Raw genomic sequence first — 26,940 nt, forward strand, 5'->3', positions numbered from 1 at the left:
CGACGCCCGCCCCGCGGGATGCGGGACGGGCGTCGTGGCCGGAGCGGGCTCGGCTCAGATGACGCCGAAGGCGATCATCGCGTCGGCCACCTTGCGGAAGCCGGCGACGTTCGCACCGACGACGTAGTCGCCGGGGCGGCCCATGTCCTCGGCGGTCTCGAGGCAGGTGGTGTGGATGTTCCTCATGATCTGCGTGAGGCGCTCCTCGGTGTGCTCGAAGCTCCACGCATCGCGGCTCGCGTTCTGCTGCATCTCGAGCGCGCTGGTCGCGACGCCGCCGGCGTTCGCGGCCTTGCCGGGCCCGTAGGCGACCTCGGCCTCGCGGAACACGGCCACGGCCTCGGGGGTGCAGGGCATGTTCGCGCCCTCGGACACGGCGAGCACGCCGTTCTTGACCAGGGTGCGGGCGTCGCCGGCGCCGAGCTCGTTCTGCGTCGCGGACGGGATCGCGATGTCGGCCGGGACGTCCCAGACGCTGCCGCCCTTGACGAAGCGGGCGCCCTCGCCGCGGCGCTCGGCGTACTCGTGGATGCGGCCGCGCTCGACCTCCTTGATCTGCTGGAGCAGGTCGAGGTCGATGCCGTTCTCGTCGACGACGTAGCCGGAGGAGTCCGAGGCGGTGATCGGGGTGCCGCCGAGCTGGCGGGACTTCTCGATCGCGTAGAGCGCGACGTTGCCGGAGCCGGAGACGGCGACGCGGCGGCCCTCGAAGGACTTGCCGCGGGCCTTGAGCATCTCGTCGGCGAAGATGGCCGCGCCGTAGCCGGTGGCCTCCTTGCGCACGAGCGAGCCGCCCCAGTCCAGACCCTTGCCGGTGAGCACGCCGGCCTCGTACCGGTTGGTCAGGCGCTTGTACTGGCCGAAGAGGTAGCCGATCTCGCGGGCGCCCACGCCGATGTCGCCGGCGGGGACGTCGGTGTACTCGCCCATGTGGCGGTGCAGCTCGGTCATGAAGGACTGGCAGAAGCGCATGACCTCGCCGTCGCTGCGGCCGTGCGGGTCGAAGTCGGAGCCGCCCTTGCCGCCGCCGATGGGCAGGCCGGTCAGGGAGTTCTTGAAGATCTGCTCGAAGCCGAGGAACTTCACGATGCCGAGGTTGACGCTCGGATGGAAGCGCAGACCGCCCTTGTACGGGCCGAGCGCGGAGTTGTACTCGACGCGGAAGCCGCGGTTGACCTGCACGGTCCCCTCGTCGTCCACCCACGGGACGCGGAAGATGATCTGGCGCTCGGGCTCGCACAGGCGCATGAGGATCCCGTGGTCCTGGTACTCCGGGTGCCGGGACTGGACGACCTCGAGAGACTCGAACACCTCCCGGACGGCCTGGTGGAACTCGGGCTCGCCGGGGTTGCGGCGGAGCACGCGGTCGAAGGTGTCCTGGAGCGTCGAGTCGAGCATCGCGGTCCTTTCAGGGGCCCGGGGGCCCGATATCGCGGGGCCCTCGGGGTCGGGAGGGCGGAGCGGGGCCAGACTACGCGTACGGAGCCGGGCGGTCACGGGACGTTCGGTGAGTGAACATGCACGTGCCTGTCTCGCCATGCACCGGCGAGACGGGGATCACAGCCGAGCGTCGACGCGACGGCCGTCGAGCGCCTTCTCGTAGGCGGCGAGGGTCTCGTCGTCGAAGAGCGCCAGGCGCAGCTCCCAGCGCCCGCCGAGCCGCGCCGCGGTCTCGCGCAGGCTCGCGATCGCGATCCGGGCGGCGCGCTCGAGGGGGAAGCGGTAGGCGCCGGTGGAGATCGAGGGGAAGGCGAGGCGGCGCAGATCGTGCTCGTCGGCGACCTCGAGGCAGCGCCGGTAGCAGGAGGCCAGATCGGCGTCGCGGCGGGCCCGTCCGGCCTCGTCGGCGTGGACGGACCAGACGGGGCCGACGGTGTGCAGGACGTGCGGGACGGGCAGGTCGTGCCCGCCGGTGAGCTTCGCGTCCCCGGTCGCGCAGCCGCCCAGGGTGCGGCACTCGGCGAGCAGGCCGGGGCCGGCGGCGCGATGGATCGCGCCGTCGACCCCGCCGCCGCCGAGCAGGGTGGAGTTCGCGGCGTTGACGATCGCGTCGACGTCGTCCACCCGGGTGATGTCGCCGCGGCGCAGGGTGATCAGCGGGGATCCGTCGACGGTCGTCATGGCGTTCCTCCTCAGCGTGTCGGGCTCGGCGGTGCCGGCGAGGGAGCCATCGGTTCCCGCGATCCGTCCGCGACTGCGACGGCCCGGCGCGGAGACCTCACTCCCCGACGGTCACCACGATCTTCCCGCTCGTGTGCCCCTCCATGCTCGCGCGGAACGCGTCGGCGGCGTCAGCGAGGTCGAAGGTGCGCTCGACGTCGACGCGCAGCGAGCCGGCCTCGACCAGCTCGGCGAGCGCGGCGAGGTCCCCGGCGTCGGGCCGCACCCACAGGTAGGCACCGCCCGCCTCGCCGACGGAGCCGTCGGCGACCGAGGCGTGGCGACCGCCGGGGGCGAGCACGGCGAGGGTCTGCTCGAGCACGCCGCCCACGTAGTCCACGACGAGGTCGGCGCCCCCGGGGGCCAGTGCGCGGACCCGCTCCTCGAGCCCGTCACCGTAGGTCACGGGCTCGGCGCCGAGGCCGCGGATCCGCTCGTGACTGCGCTCGGAGGCGGTGCCGATCACGCGGGCGCCGGCCCCGGCGGCGATCTGCACGGCGAAGGAGCCGACGCCGCCGTTCGCGCCGTGGACCAGCACCGTCTGCCCGGCGGTGAGGCCGAGACGGTGCAGGGACTGGTAGGCGGTGAGGCCGGCGAGAGGCAGCGCGGCGGCCTGGGCGAAGGAGAGGGAGTCGGGCTTGCGAGCGGCGGCGCGCACCGGGACCGTCATCTTCTCGGCGAAGGAGCCGGCCTGGACCCAGTCCTTGCGGGCGTACGCCATGACCGCGTCGCCGACGGAGAACTCCGGGACGTCCAGGCCCACCGCCGTGACGACGCCCGCGACGTCCCAGCCGGGGATCACAGGGAAGATGGTGGTCATCAGCGGGTCGAGGCCGCCGGAGAGGACCTTCCAGTCCACGGGGTTCACTCCCGCGGCGCGCACGTCGACGAGGATCTCGCCAGGGCCGACCTTCGGGTCCTCGAGCTCGGAGAGGGTGAGGACCTCGGGGCCCCCGTAGCTGCTGTAGGTGATGGCCTTCATGAGGGTGTGCAACGCGCGGCGCTCTCCCCGCATTCCCGTGGGACGCGCGCGGCTGCGGGCTCCTCGCGCGCGCGATCACGACCTCCGCCGGCCGCAGGATCTCCACCAGGCTGGCGGAGCCGGGCAGGGCGATGTCTCGGGCGGCGAGGCCGGGGCGGCACAGGAGGCGCCCCGGACGTCAGCTCCGCACGTCGAGCTCGCGCTGCACCCAGGCCGGGTCGTCGGTGGTGATCGTGTCGACGCCGCAGGCGAGGGCCACCTCGAGCTGGACCGCGGTGTTCACGGTCCACGGGTTCAGGCGCAGACCGGCCTCGTGCACGGCGCGGGCGGCGCGGAGGGCGAGCCCGTCGATCGCCGGGCCGATCCCCGCGGCGCCGAGGTCCTTCGCTGTCCGGATCGTCTGCTCGGTGATCTGCTCGACGAGATACGAGACCGGCGTGCCAGGGCTGCCGCGACGGATCGCCTCGAGCGCCTCGGCGTGGAAGGAGATGACGGTGGAGACCTTCGCCGGGGAGTCCTCCGGGAGCGCGGCGAGCTGCCCGGCGACGGCCTCGCCGGCACCGGCGACCTTGACCTCGATGAACAGGGGCACGGTGGTCGTCTCCAGCAGCTCGGCGAGCGAGGGGACCTTCTCACCGTCCTCGAGCAGCACCGTGTCGAGCTCGGCACGGGTCAGCTCGCCGATGGCGCCGCTGCGCCGGGGCGAGTCCGCCGCGGCAGTGCGGTCGATGGTCTCGTCGTGCATCACGACCACCTCGTCGTCTGCGCTGAGATGGACGTCGCACTCGAGCAGCTGGGCGCCGTCCTCGATCGCGCGGCGGAACGCGGCGAGCGTGTTCTCGGGGGCGTGCGCGCTGGCGCCGCGGTGGCCGACGATCGCGGGGCGGGCGGGGCGCTTCGGGGTCATGGTGCTCCTTGAGCGGTCGGGCGTGCAGTGATCGGGGGGCGAGCTCGTGCGGGTCGGGGGCGGTCCGGTCGCCCGGCGCGGCGAGGCGCTCGGGACGAGGCCCTCCCGTCCCGACCCCCAGCATGCCGCGGGTCACGCCTTCGCCCCGTGCTCGACACAGGTGCGGGACCGGCCGAGCGGCGGCCAGGGGCTCCCCCGTCCATCGCCCCGTCCCTCACACGCTCAGACCAGGGCGTGGCGCTCCATCAGCGCCGCCGCCCAGACCGGGTCGTCGACGGTGAGGGTGTCGCAGCCGAGCTCGAGGGCCCGCTCGAGCTCCTCCTCGGTGCGTGCGGTCCACAGGTTCAGGGCCACGCCGAGCTCGGCAGCGCGCTCGACGTCGGCCTGACGGGCGTCGGCGATCCGCACGCCGGCGTGGACGACGCCGAGGTCTCGGCACGCCAGCCACCACTCGGGGCTCGTCGCGGTGGTGGTCAGCATCCGCGGGATCCACGGCGCGACCTGCTGCGCGTGCTGCAGCGGCTCCTGGTGGAAGGAGAGCAGCACGGCCGGGGCGGCCGACGGATCCGTCCAGGCCTCCGCGCCGCCGTCGCCGAACTCCTCGGCGAGGATCTCGAGCACCCGCTCCACGGCGCCCGGCGCCTTGATCTCCACCAGCAGCGGCACCCGGGTGCCGTCCTCGCGCACGGCCGCCTCGAGCACCTGGGCGAGGGTCGGGATGTGCTCGCCCTCCCCCACCAGCACCCGGTCCAGCTGGGCGCGGGTCAGGTCGGCGACCGCGCCGGTGCGCAGCGGGGAGTCGGCCTGCACGGTGCGGTCCAGGGTCGCGTCGTGGAGGATCACGTCCTGGCCGTCGGCGCTGAGATGGACGTCGCACTCGAGCAGCGTCGAGCCCTCGGCGACGCCGCGCCGGAAGGAGCGCACGGTGTTCTCGGGGTCGAGGGCTGCGGCGCCCCGGTGTCCGACGAGGGCGGGCTGCGTGGGGGTCATGAGGGGTGGTTCTCCTGGGTGGGATGGTCGGCAGGGCGAGCGGCCGGGGCGGGCCGCCACGGCTCGCCCCCGGGGACGGCGGGTCCCGGTCGCCGCGGCGACCGGGACCCGCTCAGGGCAGCACGCTCAGTTCCAGCCCTCGAACTCCACGGCCTCGTAGTCCTCGCGGTTGTCGTCGAGGGTCTCCTGGAGAGTCGCCGCGAGCGCGTCGAGCACCTTCTTCGGATCGGCGCCGTCGCCGTAGACCTGCGCCTGCGCGGCGCCGATCTCGGTGACGGAGCCCTGATCCCAGTTGGTGTAGTCCGCGGTGCGGGCGTTCTCGAGCTGGGCGAGCGCGACGCCGTAGTTCGGGTTCTCCGCGACGAGGTCCTTGACGGTCTGGGTGTCGGCCGCGGCCTTCACGATCGGGACGTAGCCGGTGCCCGCGTGCCACTCGGCGGACTTCTCCGGCTGGGCGAGGAAGCGGAACAGCTCCGCGCAGGCGTCCTGGCGGTCCTGGGAGTCGCTGCGCACGATCGAGAGGCCGGAGCCGCCGGTCGGGACCTGCTTCTCCTGGCCCTCCTTGGAGAGCATGAACGCGGTGCCCACCTCGAAGACGCCCTCGGTGGCGGCGGTGGTGCCGGTCAGCCCGGCGGTCGAGCCGCGCATCCCGGCGGTGATGCCGGAGGCGAAGTCGGTGCCCGCGGCCTGCGCCATGTAGCCGAACTTGTCCTCGTGGATGAACTTGCGCTGCCACTCCAGCCACTCCACGCCCGCGTCCTCGTTGATCGTGACCGCGAAGTCCTCGTTCGCGTTCGCGCCGCCGAAGCCCCAGATGTCGGCCTGCGCGTACCAGGCATCGTCGGCCCCGACCGCGAGCGCCGCCAGCGGACGGCCCTCGACCTCGATCTTCGCCAGCTCGGGCGCGAACTCGGCGAGGTCCTCCCAGGTCTCGGGGCCCTCCTCGGGCAGGCCCGCCTCGATGTAGCGGGTCTTGTTGTAGTAGAAGAGCGGGGTGGAGCGGGCGAAGGGCACCACGAAGGTCTCGCCGGCGGCCTTGCCCTCGGCGACGTAGTTGTCGATGTAGACGTCGAGGCTCCACTCGTCGTCGAAGTAGCTGTCCAGCGGTGCGAGCGCGTCGGAGTTGTAGAACTGGAGCCACTGCATCTCGGGGAAGCAGACGATGTCCGGGACCGTGCGGGCCTGAAGGGCTGCGGTGAACTTCTGGTTGAGGTCGGCGTAGCCGCCGACGGACTCGGCGATCGCGACGATCTCGTCCTGGGACTCGTTGAAGGCCGCGAACTGCTTGGCGAGGACCTCGTAGTTCACCCCGGTGAAGGGCGCCCAGAACAGGACCGGGGTGCGGCCCTCGTACTCGGAGGGGACGGTGAGGTCGGCCTGCGAGAAGCCGTCACGGACGGAGCCGTCGGCGCTGCCGCCGCCCCCGCCGTTCGGGGCGCCGCAGGCGGCGAGGCCGGCGGCGCCGGCACCCAGGCCGAGAGCCGCCATCATGGTGCGGCGGGAGAGGTTCAGGGGGCTGCGGGACATGTGCATCGCTCCTTGGAGACGGGCCGGACCGGAGGGCTCCGGTGCGGTCGGGCGGGGTCGTCGGGTCGTGCGGGACCGGGGCCGAGCGCTCGTGCGCCCGGTCCGGCGGGTTCGGGGGCGGGCCGCTCGGGCCCGGGACGGTCGGGACGGCGCGGGGCCGTCCCGTCGGCCTCACTTCATGGCGCCGGCGGCGAGGCCGCCGATGATGCGCTTCTGGGCGAGGAAGAAGAGGATCAGCATCGGCAGGGAGACGAACACGGCGCCGGCCATGATCACGCCCCAGTTGCTGTAGCCCTCCTGGCTGCGCAGGAACAGCAGCCCGATGGGGAGGGTGCGCATGTCCTCGGTCGAGGTGACGATCAGCGGCCACACGTACTCGTTCCACTTCCCGACCATGACGATCAGGCTGGTGGTGAGGATCATGGGGCTCGACAGCGGCACCACGATGGTGAGCATGCGGCGGATGTGGCCGGCGCCGTCGATCTCCGCGGCCTGCAGGATGTCCTTGTCGATCGTGCGCATGTACTGGTAGATCAGGAACATCGCGAAGGCGCTGGCGATGCCGGGCAGGATGATCCCGGCGTAGGTGTTCAGCCAGCCGAGGTTCGCCACGGTGATGTAGTTGACGATCAGCGTCACGTGGCCCGGCAGCATCAGCGAGGCGACGATCAGGCCGAACACGACCTTCTTGAACCGGAACTCGACGAACACGAAGGCGTAGGCGGACAGGATCGCGAGCACGATCTCGAGCACGGTGCCGACGCCGGTGGTGATGATCGAGTTCAGGAAGAAACGATCGAACGCGGCGGCCTCCCAGGCACCGACGAAGTTCGAGAACGTCAGCTCGGTGGGGATCCACTGCAGGGGCCAGGTGTAGATGTCCTGGTGCGGCTTCAGGGCCGAGGAGAACAGCCAGTACAGCGGCACCAGGAACACCGCGATCGTGGCGAGGACGCCGAGGACCAGCAGCGCGGTCGCCCAGGCCGGGCGGCGGGGGCCGCGGCGGCGCCCGGTGTTGCGGGGCACGGAGGTGCCCTCGGGGGCGGCCGTCCCGTCGGGGAGCTGGGCGGAGGGGGCGGAGCTCAGGGTGCTCATGAGTCGTAGTTCACCTTCTTCTCGCCGTAGCGGACCTGCACGTAGGTGATGACCAGGAGGATCGCGAGCAGCACGGTCGCGGCGGCCGAGGCGCTGCCGATGTCGAACTTCTGGAAGGCCTGCTCGTAGACCATCCAGCTCAGCGTGCTGGAGGAGGTCCCGGGGCCGCCGCCCGTCATGATCGAGATGATGTCGAAGGCCTGCGCGGCGGAGATGATGCCCGTGATCGAGAGGAAGAACGTGATCGGGCTCAGCAGCGGCAGGGTCAGGTGGCGGAAGAGCTTCCAGCCGTGCGCGCCGTCGAGGGCCGCGGCCTCGTAGAGGTCCTTCGGCAGGTCGAGGATCGCCGTGTAGCAGATGACCGTGACGAAGCCGAGGCGCTGCCAGGTGTAGGCGATGGTGATGGACCACAGCGACCAGTCCGAGGTCGTGGTCCAGGCCGGGGAGTCCGCACCGAACAGCGAGAACGCCCAGCGGGAGAGGCCGTAGTTCGGGTCGAACATGAACAGCCACAGGATGCCGACGGCGGCGCCGGGCAGCATGTGCGGCGCGAACGCCATGGTCTGCGCGAAGCCCGTGAACGGGACCTTCGTGGCCAGCAGGCTGCCCAGCAGCAGGCCGAGCACGAGGGAGCCGACCACGCTGACCCCGGTGAAGATCAGCGTGTTCATCAGGACCTGGCCGAAGCTCGCCGAGGTGAACAGATCGACGTAGTTCGCCGCGCCCACCCACTCGGGGACCGGCTCGACGAAGTCCCACTCGAAGAAGCTCAGCCCGATGTTGTACAGCGCCGGGTAGTACGAGAAGACGATGATCGCGAGGAAGTTCGGGGCGATCAGCGCGAGGAAGAGCAGCGCGTCGCGACGGGCGCGGCGGCGACGCTGGGGAGAGCGCCGACGCGCGGGCCGCTGCGCGGCGGGGGTTGCGCCGGCCGGCGCGGACTCGACGGTCGCCTCGCTCGGCGGCGCACCGGCAGCGGCGGGGGCCGTGCGGTCCGGGCCGTGGGTGCGGACGGGGGTAGTCATGGGAGCGCTCCCAGCTTCCTGGTCGGGACAGCTCCGAGGGGCTGTCGGGGGACGACGGGCTGCGCGACGGACGCGCCCTGCCCGGGGGCGGGCGGCCGTCGGCGGACCGGAGGGTCCGCCTCGCCCGCTGCGCAGGATCGGGATCCGGGAGCGGGCACATCGAGGACCCGGGCGGCCGCGGGGCGGGCGCCGGCGTTCTCGACGAGGCCACCGTAGGAAGGTGCGGGACGATCCGCCAAGGAGCCGTCGAGCTCGGTGAACCGACCGTGAACAGCGCCTGACCTCGCAGGTGGGAGCGCTCCCATGACCTTCCGGGCCGGTCTCCGAGCACCCCTGGGCACCGTCGGTCCGCCGCGCGTCCACCGGAAGTTCATCGTTCCGGTGCCGATTGTTCGTCGTCGGCCCGGTCGCGCTCCGGCCCCCCTCCCCCGGTCTTCACCTGCAGGTCACCTGGGCGGTCCGCGGCGCCTTTCCGGCCGGGCTATCCTGCCCCGGACCAGCCGCCGACGCGACGCGCACCGGAGCGCTCGTGCAGCACCCCGAGGCATCCGGGACCGGGAGGAGCCGCCATGCCGCACCAGCCCACCATGGAGGACGTCGCCCGTGCGGCCGGGGTCTCCCGCTCCACGGTCTCGCGGGTCTTCCAGAACGACGGGGAGCGGGTCTCCCCCGACACCCTCATCGCCGTGCACGAGGCCGCCACACGCCTGGGCTACGTGCACAACCTCGTCGCCAGCGGACTCGCCATGCGCCACGGCCGCCAGCTCGGCCTGCTGATCCGCGACGGCACGAACCCCGCCTACGGGCACCTGCTGTCCGAGACGAACCGGGCGGTCGAGCGGGCGGGGCGCACCCTCATCTCCGTGACCGCCTCCCGCCACGACTACGGCACCGCCGAGGTGGCCGGGCTGCGGCGCCTGCTCGGCCAGCGTGTCGCCGGGGTGTTCGTCGGCACCGGGGTGACCGCCGCCGAGGACCTCGTGGAGACCGTGACCTCGGTGCCGCTGATGATCGTCGGCCGCCCCAACGAGCACCCCCGCATCGAGTCCATCAGCTACGACGAGCGCGCCCACGGCCGCGCGGTCGCCGACGAGATCGCCGCGCACGGGCACCGACGCGTCGTCGTGCTCACCGCGCCGCTGCTCTACTCGCGCGTGTTCGACCTGCGGATCCGCAGCCTGGTGGAGCGGTGCGCGGAGCTCGGCATCTCCATCCTCCCCGTGGACCTGCTGCCGGTGGAGCAGGGCGTGGTGCGCGCCCTGGACACCACGAAGGAGGAGGGCGCGAGCTGCATCGTCTGCCCCGTGGACTACGTCGCGCTCGATCTGCTGCGGGCCGCCGCCGCACGCGGCGTGCGCATCCCCGAGGACGTCAGCACGCTCGGCTTCGACGGACTCGGCGACGGCCTGGACCTGGTGGGGCTCGCGACGGTGCGCCTGCCCGTTGAGGAGGTGGCCGCCCGGGCGGTCGAGCGGATGGAGGAGCTGCTCGTCGACGCGCAGGAGGACCCCGAGGGCCCGCTCGCCGTCGCCCCACCGCCGGCGCAGCACACGCTCGTCGAGGGGGAGCTCGTGCCCGGACGCACCCTCGGGCCCGTGCCCGCTCGTCTGCGGAGCTGAGCCGCGCTCGGCCGCGCGGGGTCAGGCAAGCCTGCCCGGAGCACATCATTGCAGGTCAGGGAAGGCTCACCAGGGGTGACAACGACGGGTCGGAGGACTACCGTCGTGCCCATGAAGATGAGCAACGATCTCGAGAAGAAGTTCCAGGACCAGATCACCCTGGAGTTCGCCGCTTCGATCACCTACCGCCAGCTCGCCATCGAGGCCGATGAGCAGGACCTCCCCGGCATCGCCGCGTGGCTGCGCCACCAGGCCGACGAGGAGATCGTCCACGCCAACAAGTTCATCCAGCACGTCTCGGACCGCGGGAACCACGCCGCGATCGGCACGATCGTCGAGCCCGGAGTCAAGCCCGGCCTCTCGGTGCTGGAGATCTTCGAGGCCGCCCTCGCCCACGAGGAGAAGGTCTCCGAGGCGATCCGCGAGCTCTACCGCAGCGCCGACAAGGAGGGCGACTACGATGCCCGCCCGCTGCTGAACTGGTTCGTCGACGAGCAGCTCGAGGAGGAGGCCACGGTCTCGGAGATCATCGGCCGCGTGAAGCTGATCGGCGAGGACGGCTCCGGCCTGCTGCGCCTGGACGCCGAGCTGGGCTCCCGTCCCACCGAGTCCACCGAGGCCGACGAGGACTGAGCCTCCCCTCGCGGCCCGGAGCGTGGAAGACTGACGCCCCGGGCCGCGACGTCGCCGCCCGCCGACGAACCCGGAGGTCAGCATGCCGCAGCCGCAGAACTCGCCCTACGTCGCCTTCCCCGGCAACGGCCAGGAGGTCCTCACCCACTGGCAGGAGCTGTTCGGCGGCGAGCTGGAGATGATGACCTACGACGAGATCCCGGATCTCTCGGGCTTCCCCTTCACTCCGCCCCGCGGCGCGGTCGCCCACGGCACGCTCACCGGCGGCCTGTTCACCGTCTCGGGCGGCGACGCGATCGGCGGGCCGGGCGACGAGCTGCCGCCGCTGGGCTCGGACGTCTACTCCTTCCTCATCGGGCTCGAGGACGTGGAGTCGGCGAAGTCCCTCTTCGCACGGATCGCCGAGGGCGGCGGGAAGGTCGCGATGCCCTTCGAGCTCGCACCCTGGGGCGACCACTACGGCCAGGTCGTCGACCGCTTCGGCGTGATGTTCGCACTGGTCGTGGGCGGCAGCTCGACGCAGAGCTGATCGCAGGGCGTCGTCGGGCGCTCGATGCGGAGCCGAGCGCGCGTCGCCGGCGCGGCGTGAAGCCCTGGAGGAAGGTCCCCGCGTCCCGGCTGCGCCGCTGACCGTCGATCCAGCCGCCGCACAGCGCCTCGTCGAGGGCCTCCTGATAGGACAGGGACGTGGGGTCGAGGGTCCCCTTCTTCGCGAGCACGAGCCATTCGCCGTCGCTGTGCGCCTCGTGCGCGAGCAGCCAGCGCCGCCAGGCGGGCGCGTCGGCCAGGACGAGCGGCTGCTCGGGGGTGCTCGCGGTCATGGCGGCATCCTTCCCTCACCACTGGTTCCGTTTTCAACTACTTGATAGGGTGCGGTCATGCGTGCCTTCGGATTCCTCAGCTTCGGCCATTACGGCGGCAATCCCGCCCAGGGCGGGATCACCGCCCGCCAGATGCTCCACGACGCGATCGACATCTCCGTCGGCGCCGACGAGCTGGGCGTGAACGGCGCCTACTTCCGCGTCCACCACTACGCCCGCCAGTCCGCCGCACCGATGCCGCTGCTGTCCGCGGTCGCCGCGCGCACGCAGCGGGTCGAGGTGGGCACGGGCGTGATCGACATGCGCTACGAGAACCCGCTCTACCTCGCCGAGGAGGCCGCGGCCCTCGACCACATCGCCGACGGCCGCGTGGCGCTGGGCATCTCCCGCGGCGCGCCCGAGGCGGCGGACCGCGGCTGGGAGTCCTTCGGCTACACCGGCTCGACCGACCCGCGCGGCGCGGACATCGCCGCGGCGAAGTTCGACACCTTCCTGCAGGCCATCCAGGGCCATCCGATGACCCGCGCGGCGGCGCAGCCCTACATGTCCGACGCCGCCCCGCACGCCCCGCTCGCGATCGAGCCGCAGTCCGAGGAGCTCATCCGGCACATCTGGTGGGGCTCGGGCTCCCGCGCGACCGCCGAGCGCACCGGGCAGCAGGGCCTGAACATGATGAGCTCGACCCTGCTCACCGAGGCGAACGGCTCCTCCTTCGGCGACCTCCAGGCCGAGCAGATCGACGTCTTCCGCGAGGCGTTCCGCGAGGCCGGGCACAGGCACGTCCCGCGCGTCTCGGTCTCCCGCAGCGTCTTCCCGATCCTCAGCGACCGCGACCGGGTGCTGTTCGGCGCGGGCGGCAGCGGCGGCGGCGACCAGATCGGGATCATCGACGGCACCCGCTCCACCTTCGGCCGCACCTACGTGGGGGAGCCCGATCAGCTGATCGAGCAGCTGAGGGCCGACGCCGCCGTGATGTCCGCCGACACCCTGCTGCTGACGATCCCGAGCCAGGCCGGCGTCGACCTGAACCTCGAGATCCTCGAGAACTTCGCGACTCACGTCGCGCCAGCACTCGGCTGGAAGCCCAACACCGAGGGCCCCGTCGTCGGCGACCCCGTCACCGCCTGACGCGACGGTCCGGGCCCGAGCAGACTCGGCGGCCAGTCGTGCGGACGGACAGGCGGGCACGTGACCTGGCGCGGCGTGCGGTCCCGGCGCGGATGGGCGCTCTACAGCACGACGTGGCGATATCGCCACGTCGTGCTGTAGAGCGCCCGCGCAGCCTGACCCGCGACGACGAGACCGACGGAGACGGGACCGCGTAGCCTGCGGGGATGCTCCGCATCGCCTCGGCCAACGTCAACGGGATCCGCGCCGCTCATCGTCGGGGCTTCGGCGACTGGCTCGCCACGCGCGGATGCGACGTGATCGCGCTGCAGGAGGTGCGGGCGCAGGCGTCGAAGCTCCCCGAGGGGGCTTTCGGCGACTTCCACGTGGCGCTGGAGACCGGGACGCTGCCGGGTCGGAACGGGGTCGCGGTGCTGACCCGTCGGCCTCCCGCGGCGGTGCGCACCTGGAGCGGGGCGGCGCTGCTCGGCGCGCCCGACGAAGCGCTCACCTCGATCCCCGCCGAGGACCGGGTGCCGCTCGCCCGCGGACTCTCCCGCTTCGTCGCCGAGGGCCGCTATCTCGAGGTGGATCTCGCGGACGCCCCGGTCACGATCGCCTGCCTCTACCTGCCCAAGGGCGGACTCCCGGCGCATCTGCAGCGTCCGGAGCGGATGCGGGAGGCGCCCGACGGGGGCGCGAAGTACGCGCGGAAGATGCAGTTCATGGACGGCTTCGCCCGCTACTTGACCCGCACGCGCCGCGCCGCCGCGGCCGAGGGGCGAGAGTTCCTGCTGATGGGCGACCTGAACATCGCCCACACCCGGCAGGACCTCGCCGCCTGGCGCCGCAACCAGCAGACCGACGGATTCCTGCCCGAGGAGCGGGAGTGGCTCGGACAGCAGCTCTCCCCGCGCACGCTCGTGGACGTGGTGCGCCGCCTGCTCCCCGACGAGGACGGCCCCTACTCGTGGTGGTCCTGGCTCGGGCAGTCCTTCGCCAAGGACGCCGGCTGGCGGATCGACTACCACCTGGCCACGCCGCGCCTGGCGCGTTCGGCGGTGCGCGCGGCCGTGGACCGGGAGCACGAGGGCACGCGCCTGTCGGACCACTCCCCCGTCGTCGTCGACTACGACTGGGCCTGAGGGCCTCCCCGAGGGGATCGGGCCCCGGGTGCGGCGCCGAGGCACCGCGGCGTCGGTGCAGGTGCCGCACCGGGGCGCCGCGCAGGACCGTCCGAGGTCCCGGCCGGGGCGACCATGACGGGCCGGTGAACCCCCGCGCACGCTCCGGTGAGCACTGGATGGACATCCTTATCCCCGCCTCCACCGCTCTCGCAAATCCTTTCCATCCGCGCCAGCGTGGGCGTCGCCCTCCCCCTCACGGACAAGGACGACCATGGACCTCTCCTCCGACCTGCGCCCCTCCGAGCCCGCCCCGCCCACCCGCTTCGTCGCCCCCGACCGCGGCGCGAACCTCGCCCGTCGGCGCCGGATGACCCGGCGCCACTTCACCGCCGCCTCGCTGACCACGTTGACCGCCGCCGGGGTGCTCGGCACGGCGCCGGCCCTCGCCGACGACGGGGCCTGGCGCCGGCAGGACCCCTTCACCCTCGGCGTCGCCTCGGGCGATCCGACTTCGAGCTCCGTGGTGCTGTGGACCCGTCTGGCCGTCGACCCGCACGTGCTCGACGGCCGCGGCGGCATGCCCTCGGTGCCCGTCGAGGTGCGCTGGGAGCTCGCCCGCGACGAGCGCTTCCGCGACATCGTGCGCCGCGGCACCGAGACCGCCCTGCCCGAGGAGGGCCACAGCCTGCACGTCGAGCTCGAGGACCTCCCCGCGGACTCCGAGTTCTTCTACCGCTTCCGCACCGGCCGTCACGTCTCCCGCACCGGCCGCACGCTGACCACCCCCGCTGCGGGCAGCAGCCGGAACCTGCGCATGGTGCACCTGTCCTGCTCCCACTGGGAGGGCGGCTGGTTCACCGCCTACCGTCGTGCGGCCGAGGACCGCCCCGATCTCGTCTTCGCGCTCGGCGATTACATCTACGAGGGTGGGGCCGGCTCCTCCACGATCCGCAAGCACCCCCACCGTCTGTGCACCACGCTGGAGGACTACCGCCTGCGCTACGCGACCTACAAGACCGATCCTGACCTGCAGGAGCTGCACGCGACCGCGCCATGGATCGTGACCTGGGACGATCACGAGATCCAGGACAACTGGGCCGGCGTGCACCCGAAGGACGGCGTGCCCACCGACGCCTGGATGGCGCGGCGGATCGCCGCCCAGCAGGCCTACTACGAGAACATGCCGCTGCGGCGCAGCAGCGCCCCCGTCGGCTCCTCCATCCAGCTGTTCCGCCGCCTGCACTGGGGCGACCTGGCGACCTTCCACGTGCTGGACACCCGCCAGTACCGCGATCTCCAGGCCTGCCACGACGGCGGGAAGACCTGGTGGTTCACCGACTGCGACGAGCAGGAGGACCCCTCGCGCACGATCCTCGGCGCGGACCAGATGCAGTGGCTGCAGGACGGGATGATCGAGGCGGGGACGACCTGGCAGCTGCTCGCCCAGAGCGTCTTCTTCGCCAAGCGTGACAACGCCCCCGGGCCCACGACGACGCTCGGCTCGGACGGCTGGGACGGCTATCGCGCCGACCGCGACCAGATCGTGCGCACCTGGGACGAGCACGAGGTCGCGACCCCCGTCGTGCTCACCGGCGACGTGCACGTCCACTTCGCCAACGAGCTCAAGGCCGACTTCTGGGAGCCGGACTCCGCCACGCTCGGCGTGGAGCTGGTGACCACCGCGGTGACCTCGGGCGGCGACGGCAGCGACAAGGCCAAGGGCGAGGACGACGTGCTCGCCGAGAACCCGCACATCAAGTACATCAAGAGCCGGCGCGGCTACGTCCTGTCCGAGTACTCGACCGAGGAGCTGCGCGTGGATTACAAGACGCTCGCGGAGGTGACCCGGCCGGGCGCCGAGATCCAGGTGGACCGCACCTACGTGGTGCCCGCCGGGGCGCCGGCGCTGCACCGGGCGTGAACGGCGACCCGAGCCCCGTCGGCCGCGCGCCGCACGACGCCGCGCGCAGGCCGTCCGTCGGCCGACGGGGCCGGGTCCGACGGGCTCGCCGACCACCCTCGGTGATCTGCACCGGCGCCCCTTCCGCGGAGGTTCCCGTCGAGTAAGCTGGGCGCCGTGAGCGTCGGTGGGGCGCTCGCCCCACAGACCAGCACGGAGGACCGTGATGCCGCAGCATGCCGCCGCGCCGGCCGCGCCTGCTGCACCTCTCTCCCCGTCCTCCGCCCTGACCGGCACCGAGGCCTCGCGCCGACTGCTGCATCCGGAGTCCGAGGCCCCCGCGCTGACGCTGTGGGGCTCCTCCTCGATGAGCTCCGAGGGCGGCGACGAGGCGACCGCCGTGCCGGTGCGCATCCACGAGCACCTCGCGCTCGCGGCGGCCCCCGCTCCCGTGCACCCCTTCGGCGTGGGCGCGTCCTGGTCCCGGCACACCCTGCTCCAGCGCGGCCTGGACACCCCGACGCTGATCGGCCGGGGCGATCCCGAGCCGGGCACCTCCCGCCTCGAGGTCACGCTCGACTCGGGCCTCGCCCCGTCCGGCCCGATCCGGGTGCCGGGCCGGGTCGACGGGGTCGACGGGATCCTCGACGGCAGCTCGGGGACCTGGTACTTCACCCCGTCGGACCCCGCGGACGCGGTCACCGGCGGCGTGTTCGTCTCCTCGCTCGCCGAGATCGCGGAGGGGTCGCGGCAGGTGCTGTGGATGGGGAAGAACAACATCCGCGACGTCGAGGGGGTGCTCGAGCACACCGCCCGGATGGCCGAGGCCGCCGCGCCCGGTGACACGCTCGTCCTCGGCCACTGGTGCACGGAGCACGACGAGGCCGGCTCGGCGACGGGAGCGGCGGTCGCGGAGGTCAACGCCGGGCTCGCGGAAGCTCATCGCGATCACTTCCTGGACGTGCAGCATCTGCTGACCGGGGAGGAGGGCCTGGCCAGCTCCCCGCTCGCGCCGCTGCAGCTGCTCGAGCAGGGCACCACCCACGACGCCCTCGCCCGGGCCGTGGTGCCGCCGCTGCTGATCGCCTCCGACGGCATCCACCTCAACGGCTGGGGGAACCTGGTGCTGAGCTGGGCGATCGTGCGACGGATGCAGGAGCTGCGGTGGCTCTGAGACGACCTGCGGCGCCTCGCGTGCGCCCCGATCGGCCCGGCGCCCCGGCCCCGGCCGCCGCCCGATCCGTGCTCGTGACCCCCACGGCACCCGCACCGGCGCCGGTCGAGGCCCCGACGGCCGTGGAGCCGACCGCCCTCGCCGTCGCACCGGCCCTGCCGGAGGTGCAGCCCGGCCCCATCCCGGCCGCGCCGCGGACCGTCGCGCCGGCGCCGGAGCAGCACCCCGTCGGCCCCGTCCCTGCTCGGTCCGCGCCGCCGCGCCGCACCCTGCTGCTCGCGGGCGCCGCGGCCGCCGCGGTGGTCGGCGCGGTCTCCGCCGGGGTCGTGCTCCCCCGAGTGCTCGGCCCCGCCAGCAACCCGTTCTCCGATGTGGCCGACGGCGATGCCGGGCTCGAGGCGATGCTCTGGGCGGACGACACCGGCGTGCTGCCCGCGGCCGGCGGCGCCTTCTCGCCGGAGGCGGTCGTGACCCGGGGCGAGGTCGCCGCGGCCCTGCACCGCTTCGCAGGCACCCCGGCGGTGCCGCTCGAGGACGTGCCGGTGCTCATCGTCGACCTCGGCGAGGACCCGGAGCAGGCCTCCGCGCTGCTGTGGCTGCACGGCCGCGGTGCGCTCTGGGGCGATGCCGAGCTGAAGGTCCATCCCGAGGGTCCCGCGACTCGGGAGGGCGCCTCGGGGATGCTCGCCGCGCTGCTGCGTCCCGCCCTCGCGGGGATCGGCGCGGTCTGGCCCTCCGGCGGCGCCGACGGGTCCGGCGGGACCGAGGGGAGGGACCTCTCCGCGGAGCTGTCGCCGGACGCCGCCTGGCTGACCAGCGCCGGGATGGCTCCCGACGGGTCGACGCACTGGCAGGGCGAGCAGTCGGTGACCCGCGCCGAGCTCGCGGCCGTGCTGCACCGCGCCGACGGCGTCATCGCGGACGCGCTCGGCTGAGCGACCCACCCGCGCCGCGATCGCTCCTCACCGCGGCCGCCCCGCCGGTCGCCGGTGCCCGTCGGCCCGTCGAACCATCGGCCCCGTCGACCCGGCTGCCCCGTCGACCCCGTCGGCCCGGCCGCCCCACCGACCCGGCTGCCCCACCGGCCCGTCGGCCCCGCGGCATAGGGTGGAAGCCATGCCGACGACGCCTGCTCATGCCGCTTATCTCCGCCACCCCGACGTCCGGGGCGAGCTGATCACCTTCACCGCCGCGAACGACGTGTGGCTCGCCCCGCTCGAGGGAGGCCGTGCCTGGCGCCTCACCGACGAGGGCGCCCCCGTCTCCCACCCGCGCTTCTCCCCCGACGGCGCCCACATCGCCTTCACCTCCCGCACCTCGGGCGGGCCGGAGGTGTGGGTCGCGGACGTCGCCGGCGAGTCCGCGCCGCGCCGCCTGACCTTCTGGGGCCGCCCCGCCACGAAGGTCGTCGGCTGGCTGCCCGACGGCCGCATCGTCGCGACCACCAGCTATGCCGCGCCGGTCGCACGTGATGCCCAGCTGTGGGCCGTCGACCTCGAGGGCACCACCACGCTGCTGCCGCTGGGCCGCAGCGGCGAGGTCGCGATCCACCCCTCCGGCACCACGGTGGTCGCGACGCCGTGGCGCCGCGACCAGGCCTCCTGGAAGCACTACCAGGGCGGCACGGCCGTGAAGCTGTGGCTCTCGCGCGAGGACGTGCCGCTGGACGCGCCCACCGAGACGCATGCGGCCCGCTCCTGGGAGCCGCTGCTCGACGAGATCCTCGCCTCCAAGCTGCGGATCGCCTGGTACGGGGACCGGCTGCTGTTCGCCTCCGACACCCCCGGCCCCGGCGCGGCCCTCACCGATCGCGCCTCGGCGAACCTGTGGTCCGTCGCCGCCGACGGCACGGACCTGCGCTCCCACACCTCCCTCACCTCGGAGGAGGGCTACCTGCGCGAGCCCGCGACCGACGGAAGCGCGATCGTGTTCAGCTCGCGCGGGCGCCTGTTCGCGATGGACTCCCTCGAGGCCGCGCCGCGGGAGATCGAGGTGCTCGCCTCCGGCGTCGGCGCCGCCCGGCTGCCGCGCCCCGCCTCGGCGAGCGAGAACCTGCTGGCCATGCGGCCGCTGCACGACGCGCGCGCGAGCGTCGTCGAATGGCGCGGCTCCGCGCACGCCCTCACCCATCGCGGCGGACCGGCGCGGCTGCTCGCCGGGGCCTGCGGTCTGCGGCTGCGGGAGGTGCGACCGCTCGGCCGCTCCCCCTTCGCCCTGTTCGTCTCCGATGCGGAGGCCCTCTCGGATCGTGAACAGGGCGGCGTCGGCTCCGACGTGCTGGCGCTGGCGCGGCTGGACGGCGGCGGCGAGGAGATCCGCCTGGCCGTGGGCGAGGTGGGCCGGATCCTGCACGCCATCCCCTCGCCCGACGGCTCCCGCATCGCGATCGTCAGCCACGACAACGTGGTGCGCCTGGTGACCCTGCGCGGCCTCGAGGACCCCGCCAAGGAGTCGCACGGGAAGGGCGCCCACGCTACGACGGCCGCGGACGCCGGCTGGGAGGCCGACGCCGACCGCTCCGTCGCGGCGCCGCGTCTGGACCACGTGCGCGAGATCGGCCGCAGCAGCGGCGGCGAGGTCAGCGACCTGGCCTGGTCGCCGGACGGCCGCTGGCTGGTGTGGGCCGAGCCGAACTCCTGGCAGCTCTCGCGCCTGATGATCTCGGACACCGAGGACCAGGAGCCGACGGGTCGCGCGCTCACCTCCGGGAAGTTCCAGGACTCCGCCCCCGCGTTCAGCGCCGACGGCAAGCACCTGGCGCTGCTGAGCCTGCGCACCTTCGAGACGGTCTACGACGACATGGTCTTCGACCTCGGGTTCGTCAACGCCGAGCGGCCCTTCCTGCTGCCGCTCGAGCGCACCACCCCCGACCCCTTCGGCCCGCACCCCGACGGCTGGGGGCCCGCCCCGGAGAAGCCCGCGGCCGACGGCGCCTCCGGCTCCGCGGACGACGGCACCGGCCACGGCCCGGCGGGCGGCGCGGGATCTCGGACCCCGTCGGGCGCGGCCTCCGATCCGTCGGCGAGCGCCGCCGCGACCGCCGCGGCCGAGGCCTCCTCCCGTCCCGCGACCTCGCACTCCGCCGCCGGGGCGGAGGACGCGCACCGCCCGCCGGCCACCCGCATCGACCTCGAGCAGGTCGAGTCGCGCCTGGTGCCCTTCCCCGTCGTCTCCGGCTACTACTCGCATCTCACCGCCGTGACCGGCGGCTTCGTCTGGCTGCGCCACCCCCAGCAGGGGGTGCTGGGCTCGGCCCGCGCCGGTGTCGAGGGCGAGGCCCCCTCGCCGACCCTCGAGCACTGGTCGCTCGCGGACCGCAAGCTCACCGTCCTCGCCGAGGACGTCACCGACCTGGCCGTCTCCGGCGACGGCGAGACCCTGGTGATCCGGCAGGGCGAGCACTGGGTGCAGGTCCCCGCGACCCGCAAGGCCGAGGACGAGGACCCCGCCCGCATCGTCATCGACACGGGGCGCCTGCGCCTGACCGTCGACCCGGTCAGGGAGCGGCGCGGCATGCTCTGGGACAACTACCGGATCATGGCTCAGCAGTACTGGCGCGCGGACATGGACGGCATGGACTGGCACGCGATGACCTCCTGGTACGACCCGGTCATCGAGCGCCTGGTCACCGAGGACGACTTCCAGGACATGATGTGGGAGGTCCAGGGCGAGCTCGGCACCTCGCACGCCTACGTGCAGGGCGGGGTGTACAAGGCCGATCCGCCGATGCTGCCGGCCCATCTCGGCGCGGACCTCGAACGTCGGGACGGGCGCTGGGTGATCACCCGGATCCTGCCGGGCGACTCCTCCGACCCGGACGCCCGCTCGCCGCTGCTCGCCCCCGGCGTCGATGCCCGTGTGGGCGATGCGGTGCTGCGCGTGGACGGCCGCGACGTCGGCCCCGAGGGGATCGAGGCGGCGCTCGTCGGCTCCGCCGGGAAGGCGACCGAGCTGGTCCTGGGACGCGACGGCGCCGAGCACCGGGTGGCGGTCACGCCGCTCGGCGACGACTCGACGCTGCGCTACCAGGCGTGGGTCGAGTCGCGTCGCGCCCTGGTCGCTGAGCTCTCCGGCGGCCGGCTCGGCTACCTGCACATCCCCGACATGGTCTCCTCCGGCTGGGCGCAGATGCACCGCGACCTGCGCGAGGCGACGACGAAGGACGGCCTGGTCGTGGACGTGCGCTACAACAGCGGCGGCCACACCTCGCAGCTGGTCACCGACCGGATCGCGCGTCGGGTGCTGTCCTGGGACTACCCGCGCCACGAGCGGCCGGGCACCTACCCCGCCTTCGCGCCGCGCGGCGCCGTGGTGCTGGTGACGAACCAGGAGGCCGGCTCCGACGGCGACATCGTGAACGCCGTCTCCCGCGCCCTGGAGGTCGGGCCGATCATCGGCACCCGCACCTGGGGCGGTGTGATCGGGATCGACGGCCGCTACGACCTGGTCGACGGCACCGGCGTGACCCAGCCGAAGTACGCCAGCTGGTTCGAGGGCGAGGACTGGGCGATCGAGAACTACGGCGTCGAGCCCGACATCGAGGTGCGGCTGCCGCCCAGCGCCTGGGTAGCAGGCGACGACCCGCAGCTCGCCCGCGGCGTCACGGAGGCGCTCACACTGCTGGAGCAGACGCCCGCCGCGGTCCCGCCGCCTCTGCCCGCCCCGCGCTTCGGCACGCCGAAGGGCTGACCCGTCCCCCGTCGCCCGGCCGCGCCCACCCGCGGCCGGGCGACGGCGGGCCGCGCCGAGCGCGGCGGCGTCGCACGAGGGCGGGCCGGACGGTGCGTCCCCGCCGAGGTCAGGGACCTCGGCCCTGGCCGCGCAGGCCGGACGGTCGTACCCTCGGAGGTACCGACGGCGGGCTCGACCGATGGGGGCATCCCGTCGACGGTCGCGCCGCGCTCCCGGAACGGAGGCCCCGATGCCCGCCGACGACAGCTCCACTCCCCTGCTCTTCGATCCCGAGTCCCGGCCGGTCGGGGTGCTCGTCGGCTACGACGGCTCCGACCAGGCGATCCAGGCCCTCCACTACGCGGCGACGATGGCGCTGGGGATCGGCTGCCGGCTCACGGTGGTCTCCGCGTTCACGGTGCCCGTGATGGTCTACCCGAACATGGCCTCGCTGCCGCCGGTGCCCGAGGACGAGGCCCGTGCGGCCGCGTCCCGGCAGGTCGCCGCGGGCGCGCTCCCGCACCTGGAGGGTTATCCGGGCGAGGTCGCGCTCGAGTCCGTCCAGGGCGATGCGGCCGGCGTGCTCGTCGAGCTCTCCGCGCTCGCCCGCCTCGCCGTGGTCGGCTCTCGCGGCCGGGGCGGCTTCCTGGGGCGCCTGCTGGGCTCGGTCTCCGAGGCGCTGCCCGCCCATGCGCACTGCCCGACGGTGGTGGTCCCCGCCGGCTACGTGGTGCCCGAGACCACCGGTCGCGAACGCTTCACCCAGGTGCCGGGCACGGAGCCCGTGGTGGTGGGGCTGGACGGCAGCGAGGACAGCACGCTGACCACCCTCGCGCAGCGGGCGGCGGCGGCTGCCGGGGCGCCGCTGCACCTGCTGCAGGCGATCCCGCCGCTGGACACCTGGTCCAGCTCCGCGCTCGCCGCGGTGCCCGACCAGCAGTTCCTGGACCGACAGCGGGAGGAGCTCCTCGCCCTGCTCGAGGGCGAGGCCCGGGCGCTGCGCGACCGGAACCCCGAGGTGGCGGTCACCGCCTCGGTCGAGGTCGGCGATCCCGTCGCTCTGCTCGTGGAGCGCTCGCGCGACGCGCGACTGACGGTGGTGGGGACCCGTGGACGGGGCCGCATGATGAGCGCCCTGCTCGGCTCGGTCTCCCGCGGCCTGCTGGAGCGGGCGCAGGGCCCGGTGATGGTGGTGCCGGACCTGGACATCTCGCGGATCGGCCACGACCGGCGGCGCCCCCGCTGAGCCAGGGCGGCGGCGGACGGACCGTGCCCGGCGCCGCCGCCCGCTCAGCGCAGCGAGTGGGCGGCGATCTCCGGGAAGCGCACGGCGAGGTCCTGCCGCGGCTCCCGCCCGGGATCCGCGACGGCCCCGTCCACGCGCTCGGCGGTGCGGGCGACGGGATGGGTCCCGTCGGGCTGGAGCTCGCGGGCGATGAGCGCGTTCCCTCGCACGATCCGCCCGGCGACGGAGAGGCGCTCGTGCTCCTCGCGCGGGGTGACGATCCGGGCGGCGATCAGGCGGGTGAGGGATCCGAGGGCGACGGCGAGGAGGGCGATGAGGACGATGAACAGGAGTCCGAGGAGTGCTGCGGTCATGGCTCGATCCTTCGCCCGCACACTCTTCAGCACAAGCGATGATCTGCACCCCTCTGTTCAGTCGGACTGAACAGAGGTAGGGTCGCGGCGTGCTCGATCCGCTCAAGCTCCGCGTCCTCCGCTCCGTCGTCGAGACCGGCAGCATCCGCGCGAGCGCGGAGGCGCTCGGCTACACCCCGTCGGCCGTGAGCCAGCACCTGTCCAGCCTGCGGCGCGAGACGAGTCTGGAGCTCGTGGAGCGCTCGGGCCGAGGGATCGTGGTCACGGCGCACGGGAGGGCGCTGGCCGAGCAGGCAGGCCCCGCCCTCGAGGCGCTCGCCGCGCTCGACCGCACCGTGCAGGACCTGCGCTCCGGGCGCACCGGCACGCTCCGGCTCGGCTATGCGGGCTCCTTCGCCGCCACCTGGATCCCGCAGCTCACCCTCGACGTGCGCCGACGCTTCCCCGAGCTGGGCCTCGACTTCCGCGTGCGCGAGTGCACCGATGCCGATGTGGGCGCGAACGGCTTCGACATCGTCGTCGGCGAGGGGCTCCCCCTGGAGAGGGCCGAGGAGTGGGAGTGCCAGGACCTGCTCGAGGAGGGGTACGTCGTCATCGTCGGCCTCGACCACCCGCTCGCGTCGCGCTCCGAGGTGACGCTCAAGGAGCTGGCCGACGAGCCCTGGGCGACCGACGACCCGCTGGACTCCTCCTGGTTCGAGCGCATCGCGGCGGCGTGCCGCGCGGCCGGTTTCAGCCCTGCCGTCGCGGTGAACCCGCGGGACTTCCCCACCGTGCTCGGCTTCGTCGCGACCGGGGACTACGTGACCGTCCAGCCCTCGCTGATCGCGGAGGACCTCCGTCCGGACGTGGTCGCGGTGCCCCTCGCCGGACCGGGCCCGCGCCGCCGGCTGCGCGTGCAGGTGCGCTGCGCGGTCTCCCGCAGCCCGGCGACGCGGTTCATCCTCGACCGACTCCACGACCGGTCCGAGCACAGGGCGCGCACCATCCCGGGCGTGGTGCACCTGGCCTCGGGCGCTCGCCGCGCGGCCCCGACGGGCGACCCCTCCGGCGCGACGGGCGACTCGTCCGGCGCGACGCACGACTCGTCCGACGCGACGAGCGGCCCCTCCGGCGCGACGGACGGCCACGTCGAGGCCGACGCGGCGGCGCCCGCCGCAGCGCTCTGACTCCACCGCCCGCCCCGGCCCGCCCGACACCGACACCGACACCGAGGAGGATCCATGACCGCCGAGCACCCCGCCGCCGCGGAGAACACCATCACCGCTGAGAGCCCCGCCATCGACGCCCGCATTCGTGATCTGCCCGTGCGCGCCGAGCTCGCCGACGGCACCCTGGTGATGGAGGTCGACCTCGCCGGCACCGCCGCGCAGCTGTGGGAGGCGCTCACCGACCCCGCCCAGCTCGCGCGCTGGTCACCCGTCGTGCCGGACCGCGCCCTGACCTCGACGGGGCCCGCCCTCTCGCGCGAGAACCCCGAGGAGGACCCGGTCACCGCCGACGTGCTCGCGATCGCCGGCGAGCATGCGCTCACCCATCGCTGGGGCGAGGCGACCCTCGGCTGGATGGTCGACGAGGGGCAGCTCGACCTGCAGGTCACCCTGCCGGATCCGCAGCAGGCGCAGTACTTCGCGGCCGGGTGGCATGTGTGCCTGGCGGTGCTCGACGCCCGGCTCGAGGGCCTGGACCAGGAGCGGATCGTGGGGATGGACGCGCTCGAGCACGGCTGGGAGGAGCTGCGGGCCCGCTACGCCGACGAGTTCGGCCACCCGCACGGCCCCACGCCCGGCCAGGACGCCTGACCCGACGCGCTCAGCGCTCCTCGATGTGGAGGGCGACCTCGACCTCGTCGCCCACCTCGACCCCCTCGGCGCGCTGCACCGCGACCTTCACCGGCACGAGATAGCCGCCCTCGCGCGGGAACAGCGAGGTGGTGAAGTCGGTGTCGCCGATCCGGGCCTCGACCGCGATGCAGCCCCAGCCGTAGCTGGCGCTGCCCGAGATCGCGGCGATCGCGTCGGCCTCCTCCTCCGGCACGCGCGCGAGGACGAACGGGGCGGGGCCGCGCCACTCGATCGTCGGGGCCCGGAAGCGGAGGTCCATGCCGGGAGCGACCGGCCTTCGCCCCACCCCCAGGGGTTACCGAGAAGTCATGCGTCGCTGTGTTCCGCCCACGGAACACCACTGCACATGACTCGGCGGTAACTCCTCGTGGGCCGCCCGACACCCCTCCCGGGCGGACCCCGCACCCCACATGGCCCGACGCGGCCCCGGGCTCCGACGAGCCGGGGTCAGTGACCTCCGCCGGTGTAGAGCTCGGGCTCGGGAAGGCCGTGCTCCCGGCGCACGCGTCGCGACAGCCCCTCGACGGCGGTGAGCGCGGCCAGGACGTCGTCGGCCGTCACCGGGAAGGGCATCGCGTGGATCGTCTCGCCCTCCACCGTCGCGGCCTCGGCGACCGCGCGGAGCTCCTTCCGGTCCTCGGGGGTCAGCCCGATCTCGGTGAGGGTGTTCGGCAGGCCCACCTTCGTCGTGAACACGATGAAGTCCTCGATCTCCTGGGCGGGGGCGCCCTCGAGGACGAGCTGGGCGAGGGAGCCGATGTTGACCTTCTGGCCATGGGTGAGCCCATGCGTCTGCGTGGCGGCGGTCAGCCCGTTGTGGATCGCGTGCGCGGCGGCGAGACCCCCGGACTCGAACCCCAGCCCGGACAGCAGCGTGTTCGCCTCGACCACGGCCTCCAGGGCGGGAGTGACCACGCGCGCGGCGACCGCGTCGAGCGCCGGCAGCGCGTTCTCCCACAGGATGCTCCAGCTCAGCTCCGCCAGCGCGGTGCCGGCGAGGGTGGGACGACCGCCGGCCATCGCCGTGGCGGTGCCGCGGCGGGTGGCGCGCGCCTCGAGCCAGGTGGCCAGCGCGTCGCCGATCCCGGCGGCGAGGAAGCGCGCCGGCGCCTCGGCCACGACCTGGGTGTCGATGAGGACGAGGTCCGGGTTGCGGGGGAAGAAGCGGTACTCGTGGAACTCGCCCTCGGCCGTGTAGATCACCGCGAGCGCGGAGGTCGGCGCGTCCGAGGAGGCCGCCGTGGGCACGCTCGCCCAGCGGATCCCGGCGAGGTGCCCGGCCGCCTTCGCGGCGTCGATGCTCGATCCGCCGCCGAGGCCCACGATCACATCATGGCCGTCGGCGGCGATCGCGACGACCAGCGCGTCGACGGCATCCGGCGTCGCGAACCGCTCGAAGCCGACGCGCACCACGGGCAGGCCCGCCGCGGCGAAAGAGGCGGTGACCTGCTCGGAGAAGAGCCCCCAGACGGTGTCATCGGCGACGAGCAGCGGGTTGCTCCCGAGGGGGGCGATATGGGTGCCGAGCGCATCGAGCGCCCCCTTCCCCTGGACATAGCGGCTCGGGCTGGCGAGGACGGTGAGCTCGGACATGACGTGGCGCTCCTTCGGGCCGGCGGGCGGGCCCGCGACCACGAGCCCGCGCTCCAGCCTCGTCCCGTCCCGGTTGCGCGGCAACGAGGGTTCTGATCGGTCGAGAAGTCCGGCCGTCCCTCCCCCCGGGGGGTGTCCCTATGTTCTGAGTCAAGCCGCGAGGGCG

The 26,940-nt window shown here is 73.6% G+C and carries 23 protein-coding genes; 12 read left to right on the forward strand and 11 right to left on the reverse strand.

From position 1 onward, the window contains the following. Positions 1-54: 54 nt before the first annotated feature. The 8 genes from gdhA to Y09_RS02140 form a co-directional block, all read right to left on the reverse strand. Positions 55-1,398 (reverse strand): NADP-specific glutamate dehydrogenase, encoded by a 1,344-nt coding sequence (gene gdhA, locus Y09_RS02105; protein WP_053916007.1) that lies wholly within the window; start codon positions 1,396-1,398, stop codon positions 55-57. Positions 1,399-1,557: 159 nt separating this feature from the next. Continuing rightward, positions 1,558-2,121, reverse strand: a complete 564-nt coding sequence (locus Y09_RS02110) for an O-acetyl-ADP-ribose deacetylase (protein ID WP_053916008.1) — start codon at positions 2,119-2,121, stop codon at positions 1,558-1,560. Between the two features lie 97 nt (positions 2,122-2,218). Further along, positions 2,219-3,142 carry an NADP-dependent oxidoreductase gene (locus Y09_RS02115; RefSeq protein ID WP_053916036.1) on the reverse strand — a complete coding sequence of 308 codons (924 nt, stop codon included), beginning with the start codon at positions 3,140-3,142 and terminating at the stop codon, positions 2,219-2,221. Between the two features lie 178 nt (positions 3,143-3,320). Next, on the reverse strand, positions 3,321-4,049 hold the full coding sequence (locus Y09_RS02120; protein WP_053916009.1) for a glycerophosphodiester phosphodiesterase family protein: 729 nt from the start codon (positions 4,047-4,049) through the stop codon (positions 3,321-3,323). Positions 4,050-4,271: 222 nt separating this feature from the next. Then, a complete protein-coding gene (locus tag Y09_RS02125) occupies positions 4,272-5,039 on the reverse strand; it encodes a glycerophosphodiester phosphodiesterase family protein (protein WP_053916010.1) in 768 nt (255 codons plus the stop codon). A 126-nt stretch (positions 5,040-5,165) separates the two neighbouring features. Next, positions 5,166-6,566, reverse strand: a complete 1,401-nt coding sequence (locus Y09_RS02130) for an ABC transporter substrate-binding protein (protein WP_053916011.1) — start codon at positions 6,564-6,566, stop codon at positions 5,166-5,168. Positions 6,567-6,737: 171 nt separating this feature from the next. Beyond that, positions 6,738-7,661 carry a carbohydrate ABC transporter permease gene (locus Y09_RS02135; RefSeq protein ID WP_053916012.1) on the reverse strand — a complete coding sequence of 308 codons (924 nt, stop codon included), beginning with the start codon at positions 7,659-7,661 and terminating at the stop codon, positions 6,738-6,740. After that, entirely contained in the window at positions 7,658-8,686 is a 1,029-nt protein-coding gene (locus Y09_RS02140) for a carbohydrate ABC transporter permease (RefSeq protein ID WP_010552131.1), read from the reverse strand. The genes Y09_RS02135 and Y09_RS02140 overlap by 4 nt, the downstream gene beginning before the upstream one ends. A gap of 569 nt (positions 8,687-9,255) precedes the next feature. On the opposite strand from Y09_RS02140, the gene Y09_RS02145 reads away from it, so the two are divergent. The 10 genes from Y09_RS02145 to Y09_RS02190 all read left to right on the forward strand — a co-directional run bounded on the left by Y09_RS02145 (position 9,256) and on the right by Y09_RS02190 (position 22,984). Continuing rightward, positions 9,256-10,305: a LacI family DNA-binding transcriptional regulator gene (locus Y09_RS02145; protein ID WP_053916013.1), complete on the forward strand. Its 1,050-nt coding sequence runs from the start codon at positions 9,256-9,258 to the stop codon at positions 10,303-10,305. A 111-nt stretch (positions 10,306-10,416) separates the two neighbouring features. Further along, positions 10,417-10,938 (forward strand): ferritin, encoded by a 522-nt coding sequence (locus Y09_RS02150; protein ID WP_053916014.1) that lies wholly within the window; start codon positions 10,417-10,419, stop codon positions 10,936-10,938. Positions 10,939-11,020: 82 nt separating this feature from the next. After that, on the forward strand, positions 11,021-11,467 hold the full coding sequence (locus Y09_RS02155; RefSeq protein ID WP_053916015.1) for a VOC family protein: 447 nt from the start codon (positions 11,021-11,023) through the stop codon (positions 11,465-11,467). Between the two features lie 349 nt (positions 11,468-11,816). After that, positions 11,817-12,887: an LLM class flavin-dependent oxidoreductase gene (locus tag Y09_RS02160; RefSeq protein ID WP_053916016.1), complete on the forward strand. Its 1,071-nt coding sequence runs from the start codon at positions 11,817-11,819 to the stop codon at positions 12,885-12,887. Between the two features lie 206 nt (positions 12,888-13,093). After that, on the forward strand, positions 13,094-14,011 hold the full coding sequence (locus tag Y09_RS02165; RefSeq protein WP_053916017.1) for an exodeoxyribonuclease III: 918 nt from the start codon (positions 13,094-13,096) through the stop codon (positions 14,009-14,011). A 253-nt stretch (positions 14,012-14,264) separates the two neighbouring features. Then, positions 14,265-15,914, forward strand: a complete 1,650-nt coding sequence (locus Y09_RS02170) for an alkaline phosphatase (RefSeq protein ID WP_200716745.1) — start codon at positions 14,265-14,267, stop codon at positions 15,912-15,914. A 205-nt stretch (positions 15,915-16,119) separates the two neighbouring features. After that, positions 16,120-17,067 carry a hypothetical protein gene (locus tag Y09_RS02175; protein ID WP_053916018.1) on the forward strand — a complete coding sequence of 316 codons (948 nt, stop codon included), beginning with the start codon at positions 16,120-16,122 and terminating at the stop codon, positions 17,065-17,067. Next, on the forward strand, positions 17,058-18,002 hold the full coding sequence (locus Y09_RS02180; protein ID WP_148639485.1) for an S-layer homology domain-containing protein: 945 nt from the start codon (positions 17,058-17,060) through the stop codon (positions 18,000-18,002). Before Y09_RS02175 ends, Y09_RS02180 begins: the two co-directional genes overlap by 10 nt. 181 nt (positions 18,003-18,183) lie before the next feature. Continuing rightward, positions 18,184-21,756, forward strand: coding sequence for a S41 family peptidase (locus tag Y09_RS02185; protein WP_053916020.1), 3,573 nt, complete (start codon positions 18,184-18,186; stop codon positions 21,754-21,756). 232 nt (positions 21,757-21,988) lie between these two features. After that, positions 21,989-22,984 (forward strand): universal stress protein, encoded by a 996-nt coding sequence (locus tag Y09_RS02190; protein WP_010552121.1) that lies wholly within the window; start codon positions 21,989-21,991, stop codon positions 22,982-22,984. Positions 22,985-23,028: 44 nt separating this feature from the next. On the opposite strand, the gene Y09_RS02195 is transcribed toward Y09_RS02190, so the two are convergent. Then, entirely contained in the window at positions 23,029-23,337 is a 309-nt protein-coding gene (locus Y09_RS02195) for a hypothetical protein (RefSeq protein ID WP_053916021.1), read from the reverse strand. 89 nt (positions 23,338-23,426) lie between these two features. Between Y09_RS02195 and Y09_RS02200 the strand changes: the two genes are divergently transcribed. Further along, entirely contained in the window at positions 23,427-24,506 is a 1,080-nt protein-coding gene (locus Y09_RS02200) for a LysR family transcriptional regulator (protein WP_053916022.1), read from the forward strand. 54 nt (positions 24,507-24,560) lie between these two features. Then, a complete protein-coding gene (locus Y09_RS02205; RefSeq protein WP_053916023.1) occupies positions 24,561-25,139 on the forward strand; it encodes a hypothetical protein in 579 nt (192 codons plus the stop codon). Between the two features lie 10 nt (positions 25,140-25,149). Here the strand turns inward: Y09_RS02205 and Y09_RS02210 are convergent, their stop codons facing one another. Both Y09_RS02210 and Y09_RS02215 read right to left on the reverse strand, forming a co-directional pair. Beyond that, the gene (locus tag Y09_RS02210; protein WP_053916024.1) at positions 25,150-25,440 is read right to left on the reverse strand and encodes a DUF1905 domain-containing protein; all 291 of its coding nucleotides are present in this window, start codon (positions 25,438-25,440) and stop codon (positions 25,150-25,152) included. A 188-nt stretch (positions 25,441-25,628) separates the two neighbouring features. After that, positions 25,629-26,774, reverse strand: coding sequence for a glycerol dehydrogenase (locus tag Y09_RS02215; RefSeq protein ID WP_053916038.1), 1,146 nt, complete (start codon positions 26,772-26,774; stop codon positions 25,629-25,631). Positions 26,775-26,940 lie beyond the last annotated feature (166 nt).

The organism is Brachybacterium sp. SW0106-09, assembly GCF_001293905.1.
Taxonomy (GTDB): domain Bacteria; phylum Actinomycetota; class Actinomycetes; order Actinomycetales; family Dermabacteraceae; genus Brachybacterium; species Brachybacterium conglomeratum.